Here is an 8,060-nt window from a genome sequence, read left to right as displayed (position 1 = left end):
TGGCTGCATACCTACAATCACCACCGAGCCCACACCGCACTCGGTGGACACCCACCAGCCAGCCGCGTTCCCAACCTCACAGGTCAACACACCTAGGGGTCGGGAGTGCGGTGGTTGGGTTCGGTGGGTTGTGGAGGAGGGAAGGTGGGCCGGTGAGGTCGAGGGCGGTGGGTGGCCGGTAATAGTCCTTTGCGGGGCATCTGATCAACGAGACGGTTGCCACGGGGGGACTTCGCTGCCGGGATCGGCGCGGGCGGCTACCGTCTTTACATGACTGGACCGGCGCCCCTTGACCTTGCTTCGATCCGACGCGCACCGAAGGCCTTGCTGCACGATCACCTCGACGGTGGTCTGCGGCCCGCGACGGTGCTGGAGCTGGCTGCTGATTGCGGCTATGACGAGTTACCCGCTTCTGATGCCGCGAGTTTGGGGGCGTGGTTTCGCGACGCCGCCGACAGCGGATCGCTCGAGCGGTACCTGGAGACGTTCGCGCACACGGTGGCGGTGATGCAGACCCCAGAGGGGCTGCGCAGGGTCGCGCGGGAGTGCGCGATCGACCTCGCCGCTGACGGGGTCGTGTATGCGGAGGTGCGGTTCGCGCCCGAGCAGCATCTCGAGAAGGGCCTCACGCTCGACGAGGTTGTCGAGCACACCCTCGCGGGGTTCCGGGAAGGGGAGGCGATCGCGGCTGAGCAGGGCAATGTCATTCGGGTGACGTGTCTGCTCACGGCGATGCGGCACGCGGCCAGGTCGCGCGAGATCGCCGAGCTGACCGTTCGGTTCCGCGATGCGGGGGTGGGCGGGTTCGATATCGCGGGCGCCGAGGCGGGATTCCCGCCCACCCGGCACCTGGACGCGTTCGAGTATCTGCGAGTCAATCACGCGCACTTCACGATTCACGCCGGTGAGGCGTTCGGTCTGCCGTCGATTCACGAGGCGCTCGCGTTCTGCGGCTGTGATCGGTTGGGCCACGGGGTGCGCATCACCGACGACATCAGCGTCCCGGGCGAGATCGAGGACGCGCAGCTCGGCTTGGTCGCGAACTATGTGCGCGATATGCGGGTGCCGCTGGAACTGTGCCCCTCGTCGAACGTGCAGACCGGTGCGGTGCCCTCGCTGGACAAGCACCCGTTCGACCTGCTCGCCCGCCTGCGCTTCCGGGTCACGGTCAACACCGACAACCGCCTGATGAGCGACACCTCCATGAGCGAGGAGATGTCCAAGCTGGTCGACACCTTCGGCTACGGCTGGAGCGACCTGGAACGCTTCACCATCAACGCTATGAAGTCGGCCTTCATCCCGTTCCCGGACCGGCTGAAGATCATCGACGAAGTGATCAAGCCGGGTTACGCGGTACTTCTCGGGTGAGACGAGTCAGGGGTGGCACCGAGTCGGTGCCACCCCTGATCTCAGCGAAAGCTATTCGCTGACGAGTCGCGCTTCGAACGCACGCTGCAGGTCGCGGAACTGCTGGGCCTCCGACGCGTACGGCGGGTTCGGCGCCATCCGGTTCGGATCCGGGTTGAGCAGGTAAGACACGTACCAGCCGAGCGGATTCGACTGCGCGAGAGCCGTTTCCACGCTGTCGTCGTCGGCGTAGTCGGCGGCGTCGCTGAACAGTTCCACGGCGAGATCGAGCTGCTCGACATCGACCGCCTCGGGCCCCTCGGCCAGATCCTCGACCAGGCCGGTGAGCACGTAGACGTTCTCGTCGGTCACCTCGACCTCGAGCGAACCGTCCACCGCCGCGGTCTGCACCTCGGCGAAGGTCGACACCCGTGCCAGCTCGTGCTCGTGATCGTCGGCCAGGTAGCGGGCCAGCGCGCGTGCCGAACCGAAGACGGTGATGGTGCGACCGTCACCGAGGAAGATCGGCTCGTCGTCGAGGTAGCAGCGCAGGGTGAACTGCTCGCCGTCGGAGGTGACGATCTTGACGGGGTCGATGCCGACCTCGTCCCAGAAGGACTCCTCTTCGTCGTCGTCGGAGGCGGTGAGGTCGACGTTCTCGAACTCTTCCTCCTCCTCGGCGACATCGTCGGCGTCGACCTCGTTCTCCTCGGCCGCCAGCAGCTCCGCCTCGGCGACGGCGACCGCGGCCGCGTCCACGTCGGGGGTGCTGACGACGCTGTCGATCGCGTCGAGCACGTCGTCCCAGCCCTTGACGATCGCGGCGCCGACCTGGTCCCACAGTTCTTCGCCGTCGCGGCCGACGAACGTGTTCGCCCCGCTGGCCAGCGCGCCGAGCACCGGGTTGTTGCCGAAGAACTTGGTCACCACGTCGAGCTCGCACACCTCGGCGATATTGCGCACCATCGCCAGGGTGTCCTCGAGCTCGCCGACGACGTCGACATCGGGCTCGCCCGCCGCCAGCTCCGGCACGGAGACCAGATCGAAGCTGAAGTTCTCCTCCGGCTCCAGCTCAGCGGCCGAAAGGCCGACGATGACCGCCCAGGAAGGGTGGTCGACGAGGTCGTTGTCGGAGTTGGTGCGAATGAACGCCGCCAGCTCCGCAACGGACTCGAATCCGTAGAGGTCGTCCTCGTGACCGAGGAACGCCTCCCACTCGTCGTCACCGTCGCGCCAGCGCGGTGCCCACAGGGTGACGAGATCGCCATCGGTCAGACCGAGCTCGATCGGGACGATGTCTCCAGAAGCCATGACGCGAAGCCTAGCTAGCTCGAGCGCCGGGCACTATCCGGCCCGGGTGCAAATTGCCCGTCGGGCTGTGTACTCGGTCCGGTGAGCGATTCGTTCAGTGTCGCAATGATGTTGGAACGGGCCTCACCGGCGGTCTCGGTGGCCTGTTTGCAGGCCGCCAGGATGAGCGCGGCTGCCTCGGTGGGCGCCAGTGTGGTGATGGTTTCGTCCAGCGTCAGGGCGACAAGGGCGCCGTCGCTGTTCACCTCGGCGGTGACCATTCCGTCTTCGGTGGTGAACCGCCCGTTGACCTGCTTCAACCCGTACAGCGCCGCCTCGAGCGCCTCGAGCTTTCCGGTGACGCCCGCGACCAGGGCATCCATTTCCGCACTCACAGTGGCCTCATCCAACTCGTCTGACCGGTGTCGGCATCGTCGATGCGGTCGAGCTCGTCGACCGCCTGACGCCGGGTGGGCAGGTTCATCTTGTCGAGCAGCTCATCGGGAATCTGCGCCTGCTCGCTGTAGACCTCGCGCAAGCGTGCGGCGGCGGCGATAGTCGAGCGTCGGGTCAGGCGCAGGATCTCGTCGGCCAGCGCCTGGGCGCCGAACTGGTATTCGCTGCGTTCGAACTTGAGCGCGATCGGCAGGCCCATGCTGGTCGCCCGGACCGAGATCGTGCCCGAGCGGTTGGTGCTGACCGCGGACTCCACATTGGGGACCTCGGGGATCGGCGTGCCGCTCATTCGGTAGGCCTGTAGAAGCCGTAGAACTCCATGCCACTGTTCTCCGTTCGGATGGAACTGATCGAAACCGGATCGCCGGCCTCGACGAGCTGCCCGTTGCCGACCACCATGGCGACATGGCCGTCCCACACGGCCAGGTCGCCCGGCATCAGGTCACCGGGGGATACCTGGGGATTGCCGATGTGCTGTTCCTGCGCGAGGCGGGGCAGTTCGACTCCGGCCTCGCCGTAGGCGTACTTGGTGAGCCCGCTGCAGTCGATGCCCGACTGCGGGTCGTTGCCGCCCCAGACGTACGGGGTACCGCAGGCGCCGATGGCCGAGCGAACCGCGGTGGCGGCCTTCTCGTTGGGTGCCTCGACCGTGCTGCCGTCGGGCAGGGTGATCTTCACGCCGGTGCCGTCCCCGGTCGACGAACCGGCGGAGGAACCGGTGGACCCGGTCGTTCCCGTACCGCCGGCGGGGGTGGTCGACTTCGAGCTGGTGGTGGTGCCGCTCGAATTGCTCATCGCCGAGGACATCGACGAACCCACGGCGCCGAGTACCGAACTGCCGGTGCTCGCGGCGGTCGAGAGCAGGCTCGAGGTCGCCGACGACGCGAGATTGCTCGCGCCGGTCGAGGTGCTCGCCAGCGAGGTACTCGACGGGGCGGGGGTGAGCTCTTGGATCGCGGCGGTCTGGGTGCCGAGTTCGTCCTGCACCCGGCCGACGACGCCCATGCCCTGCCCGATGTGGTCGATCGCCGAACTCACCACGGCGGTCAGGCCTGCGGGTGTGGCCAGGGTGGGGCTGAGCGCGGACACCTGGGACAGGAACGAGTTGACGATCCCGTCGAGCTCCTTCTGCCCGGTCTCCACATAGGCGGCGGCCTGGTCGACGACGGTCGCCATCTCGGCGCCGTTGTCGGACAGGGTGGCCGAGGAGGTCTGCACGCGCAGCGCCTTGGCGGTGGCCGCGTCGACGGCCTGGCCGTCCCACGCGGTGTTCACGTTGTTGATGCTGTTGCGACCCTGTTGATAGATCTGGTCGAGGTTGGTCGAGGTCGAGCGCAGGCCGTCGGACGCGCCGCCGGTGCCGAGCACGCCGGTGCCGAAGCTCGACAGCAGATCGAGCAGGGGCTGAGCCAGTCCGCTGAGGTCGATCATGCGTCGGTACCGATATCGCCCGCGGCGGCGGTGAGCGGGGCCGCGTTGTTCAGGTCGGTCTCGACCAGCGTGGTCGCGGCGCTGGCGGTGGCCAGGCCCATGCTTCCCATGACCGCCGACAACTGGGCGATCGATGCCACGTGACCGGCGTGTGCGGCGGAGTAGGCGGCGGTGAAGTCACCACCGATGAGGCCCATGATCGGTCCGAGCAGAGTGGGGTCGGAGGCTGCCGAACCAGCCGCCGCCGTCGCCAGTTCCGTGGCCATCACCTCGGCAGCCGCGCTGTACGCGATGATGCCTTCGGCATCGGCCGACATTTTTCGCATCGAACTTCCCCCAATCCTCGAGTTCCCGGGCAGAGTACGTCACTCAGTATCTTGGACGCACCGACTCCGCATTCGGTTCCCTCGACAGCGAAATATTTCCCCAGCGGTCGTAGGCGCGAAGCGCCAAGCGACCCTATCGTCTTTTCATGCGCACCGACACCGTCGACCATCCCCTCGCCACGACCTTGCTCAGCACCATGCGGGACGTCCGCACCGACAATGCCACGTTCCGCAATGCTCTCGCGGATCTCACCGGCATCCTCATCTACGAGGCGCTGCGCGACGCGCCGGTGGTGCGCACGCCGATCGACACGCCGGTCGCGGTCACCGAGGGCGTCCGATTGGCAGCGCCCCCGCTGTTGGTCCCGGTCCTGCGGGCGGGCCTCGGGATGGTCTACGCCGCGGCCGAACTCGTCCCCGAAGCGCGCGTCGGCTTCGTCGGCATCGCCCGCGACGAACAGACCCACGAGCCGGTGCCCTACCTCGAATCGCTGCCCGCCGACCTGAGCGGCCTGCCGGTCTTCGTCCTCGACCCGATGCTGGCCACCGGCGGTTCCATGCGCCACACCATCGAACTGCTCGTCGCCCGCGGCGCCACCGACATCACCGCGGTCTGCGTCGTCTCGGCCCCGGAAGGAGTTGCCGCCCTGGCCGACTCGGGCCTGCCGGTACGCCTGATCACCGCCGCCATCGACGAGAAACTCAACGAGAACGCCTACATCGTGCCCGGTCTCGGCGATGCGGGCGACCGTCAGTTCGGCCCACGCTGACTCGTCGCCGTCGCTCCAACAACTCCCGGTGGTCGCCGGATACGACTATTCCGTGCCCGGTGCCAGCGCCCGGCAGAACGTGGCGAGCTGAGCGAGTCGGTGGGCGGCACGCTGTCTCGCGTTGTCCAGGTCGCCGGGGTCGGCGGCCGGGGCGAACACTTCCAGGTAGCACTTGAGCTTCGGCTCGGTGCCCGACGGCCGGACGACGATGCGGAAATCGTCGGCGTCGAAGATCAGCGCGTCGGTGCGGAGTCGACCGCGAACCTGTGCCTGGTCGGTGAATGCCACCGGGGTACCGGCGATTTCGCTGGGCGGATTCGCGCGCAACGCCGCGACCGACGCGCCCGCGGCGGCTTGGTCGGCGAGGCGCAGCGAAACCTGGTCACCGGCGTGCAGGCCGAATTCGACCGCGTAGGAGTCGAGTTCGTCCTGCAGCGTCGCGCCCCGAGCCTTCAACAGGGCGACGAGATCCGCCGCGGCGACGGCGGCGGAGATGCCGTCCTTGTCGCGGACCTTCGAGGGATCGACGCAGTGACCGATGGCCTCCTCATAGGCGTAGACGAGCCCGTCGCCCGCCCTGGCCAGCCATTTGAAGCCGGTGAGTGTCTCGGCGTAGCGGGCCGAACGCGCGGCGGCCAGCTTCGACAGCAGTCGCGAGGACACGATGGTCGTGGCGAGCAACGGATCGGTGGGGCGCGTGCGCAGCACGTAATCGGCCAGCAGCACGCCGGTTTCGTCACCACGCACCATGCGCCAGCCCTTCGGACCTGGCACTCCGAGCGCGCAGCGATCGGCATCGGGATCGAGCGCGATCGCCATATCGGCGTCGATCCGCTCGGCCAGCGCGAGCAGCAGATCGGCGGCGCCCGGCTCCTCGGGATTGGGGAAGGCCACGGTGGGGAAGTCGGGGTCGGGGGCGAACTGCTCATCGACGACATGCACATCGGTGAACCCCGCCGCGGCCAGTGCGCGCACCGCGATCTCGCCCCCGACGCCGTGCAGCGCGGTCAGCGCGATCCGCACATCCGCCCGCTCGCCGGGCCCGCCGAGCAGGCCGGGCAACTCCGCGACGCGCGCGAGATAGCGATCGACGAGGTCGGCCCCCGACTCGGTAACGGCCTGCCGGGCAACAGGTTCGACAACAGCCTCGATGTGCTTCTCGATCTCGCTGTCGGCCGGTGCGATCAGTTGCGAACCACCGTCGAGATACACCTTGTAGCCGTTGTCGGCAGGCGGGTTGTGCGAGGCGGTGATCTGTACCCCCGCCACCGCACCCAGCTCACGCACCGCGAACGCCACCACCGGCGTCGGCACCGGATCGGGCAGCACTGTCACGGCAAACCCCGCCGCCGTGAAGATCTCGGCCGTCGCGGTGGCGAACTCCGCCGACCCGTGCCGCGCGTCGCGCCCGACCACCACGGCACCACCGCCCAGGCACCGCTCGCGCAACCAGTCGGCCAGCCCGGCCGTGGCCCGCGACACCGTCGTCACGTTCATCCCGTCCGGGCCTTCGCGCAAAGGTCCACGCAGGCCCGCGGTCCCGAAGCGCAGCATCTACACGCGCTCCAGGATTCCGCGCAGCAGCTTGCCCAGCCGGGGCGCCGCGGCTTGTCCCTCGGCCAGCACTTCCGCGTGCGACAGGTGTTCGCCGGTGACGCCCGCGGCCAGGTTGGTGACCAACGAGATACCGAGCACCCGCGCGCCGAGCGAACGCGCCTCGATCGCCTCGAGCACGGTCGACATACCGACCAGATCGGCGCCGATGGTCGCGAGCATGCGGATCTCGGCGGGCGTCTCGTACTGCGGGCCGATGAGTCCGGCGTAGACACCCTCGGTCAGGCTCGGGTCGAGTTCCTGTGTCAGCGCGCGCAATTCGGGGTCCCAGGCATCGACCAGGTCGACGAACCGGGCACCTACCAGCGGGGTGCGCGCGGTGAGGTTGATGTGGTCGGCGATCAGCACCGGCTCGCCCACCCGCAGCCCCGCCCTGAGCCCGCCCGCGGCATTGGTGAGCAGCACGATCTCGGCGCCCGCCGCGATCGCCGCGGTCACCGGGTGCACCACCTGCTGCGGTGTGTAGCCCTCGTACAGGTGCTGGCGACCCATCAGCAGCAGCACCGCGTTGTCGTTCACGGTGACCGAATGCACCATACCGCCGTGACCCTGCGCGCTGGGTCTGCCGAAGCCCGGCAGCTCCGTCATGGGAATCGAGGCATGCGGCGCCCCGATCTCGGTCGCTGCCTCCTGCCACCCCGATCCCAGCACCACGGCCACGCGATGACGCGGCACTCCCGTACGTTCGGCGATCGCCGCAGCGGCCTGTTCGGCTGTCATGGGCTGAGTTTATTGGAGCGCTGGCGCGCTCGAGGTTCGCGGCCCCGCCGGTGGACGAGATAAAGCACACATGCATGGTAAGAGATTAAGGAAGAAACAGCGACAC

At 68.2% G+C, this 8,060-nt stretch carries 9 protein-coding genes; 2 read left to right on the top strand and 7 right to left on the bottom strand.

Annotation, left to right across the window (positions count from 1 at the left end):
- Positions 1–270 precede the first annotated feature (270 nt).
- Positions 271–1,368: an adenosine deaminase gene (locus ACFWUR_RS24985; RefSeq protein ID WP_378909992.1), complete on the top strand. Its 1,098-nt coding sequence runs from the start codon at positions 271–273 to the stop codon at positions 1,366–1,368.
- A gap of 51 nt (positions 1,369–1,419) precedes the next feature.
- On the opposite strand, the gene ACFWUR_RS24980 is transcribed toward ACFWUR_RS24985, so the two are convergent.
- From ACFWUR_RS24980 to ACFWUR_RS24960, 5 genes are read right to left on the bottom strand one after another with little or no spacing between them, the layout of a single operon-like run.
- Positions 1,420–2,658, bottom strand: coding sequence for a primosomal protein (locus ACFWUR_RS24980; protein WP_378909990.1), 1,239 nt, complete (start codon positions 2,656–2,658; stop codon positions 1,420–1,422).
- Between the two features lie 14 nt (positions 2,659–2,672).
- Positions 2,673–3,032, bottom strand: coding sequence for a YbaB/EbfC family nucleoid-associated protein (locus tag ACFWUR_RS24975; protein ID WP_378909988.1), 360 nt, complete (start codon positions 3,030–3,032; stop codon positions 2,673–2,675).
- A complete protein-coding gene (locus ACFWUR_RS24970) occupies positions 3,029–3,382 on the bottom strand; it encodes a hypothetical protein (RefSeq protein WP_101464284.1) in 354 nt (117 codons plus the stop codon). The genes ACFWUR_RS24975 and ACFWUR_RS24970 overlap by 4 nt, the downstream gene beginning before the upstream one ends.
- On the bottom strand, positions 3,379–4,524 hold the full coding sequence (locus tag ACFWUR_RS24965) for an NlpC/P60 family protein (protein WP_378909987.1): 1,146 nt from the start codon (positions 4,522–4,524) through the stop codon (positions 3,379–3,381). The genes ACFWUR_RS24970 and ACFWUR_RS24965 overlap by 4 nt, the downstream gene beginning before the upstream one ends.
- Positions 4,521–4,850, bottom strand: coding sequence for a hypothetical protein (locus ACFWUR_RS24960; RefSeq protein WP_378909985.1), 330 nt, complete (start codon positions 4,848–4,850; stop codon positions 4,521–4,523). The genes ACFWUR_RS24965 and ACFWUR_RS24960 overlap by 4 nt, the downstream gene beginning before the upstream one ends.
- Positions 4,851–4,996: 146 nt before the next feature.
- Between ACFWUR_RS24960 and upp the strand changes: the two genes are divergently transcribed.
- The gene (gene upp, locus ACFWUR_RS24955) at positions 4,997–5,620 is read left to right on the top strand and encodes a uracil phosphoribosyltransferase (RefSeq protein WP_378909983.1); all 624 of its coding nucleotides are present in this window, start codon (positions 4,997–4,999) and stop codon (positions 5,618–5,620) included.
- A gap of 45 nt (positions 5,621–5,665) precedes the next feature.
- On the opposite strand, the gene ACFWUR_RS24950 is transcribed toward upp, so the two are convergent.
- Both ACFWUR_RS24950 and ACFWUR_RS24945 read right to left on the bottom strand, forming a co-directional pair.
- On the bottom strand, positions 5,666–7,174 hold the full coding sequence (locus ACFWUR_RS24950) for a phospho-sugar mutase (RefSeq protein WP_378909981.1): 1,509 nt from the start codon (positions 7,172–7,174) through the stop codon (positions 5,666–5,668).
- Positions 7,175–7,954: a purine-nucleoside phosphorylase gene (locus tag ACFWUR_RS24945; RefSeq protein ID WP_378909980.1), complete on the bottom strand. Its 780-nt coding sequence runs from the start codon at positions 7,952–7,954 to the stop codon at positions 7,175–7,177.
- Between the last annotated feature and the right edge of the window lie 106 nt (positions 7,955–8,060).

The organism is Nocardia sp. NPDC058633 (genome assembly GCF_042717045.1).
Lineage (GTDB): Bacteria > Actinomycetota > Actinomycetes > Mycobacteriales > Mycobacteriaceae > Nocardia.
The sequence above is the reverse complement of the archived record's forward strand: the minus strand, read 5'-3'. Positions and strand labels throughout refer to the sequence as shown.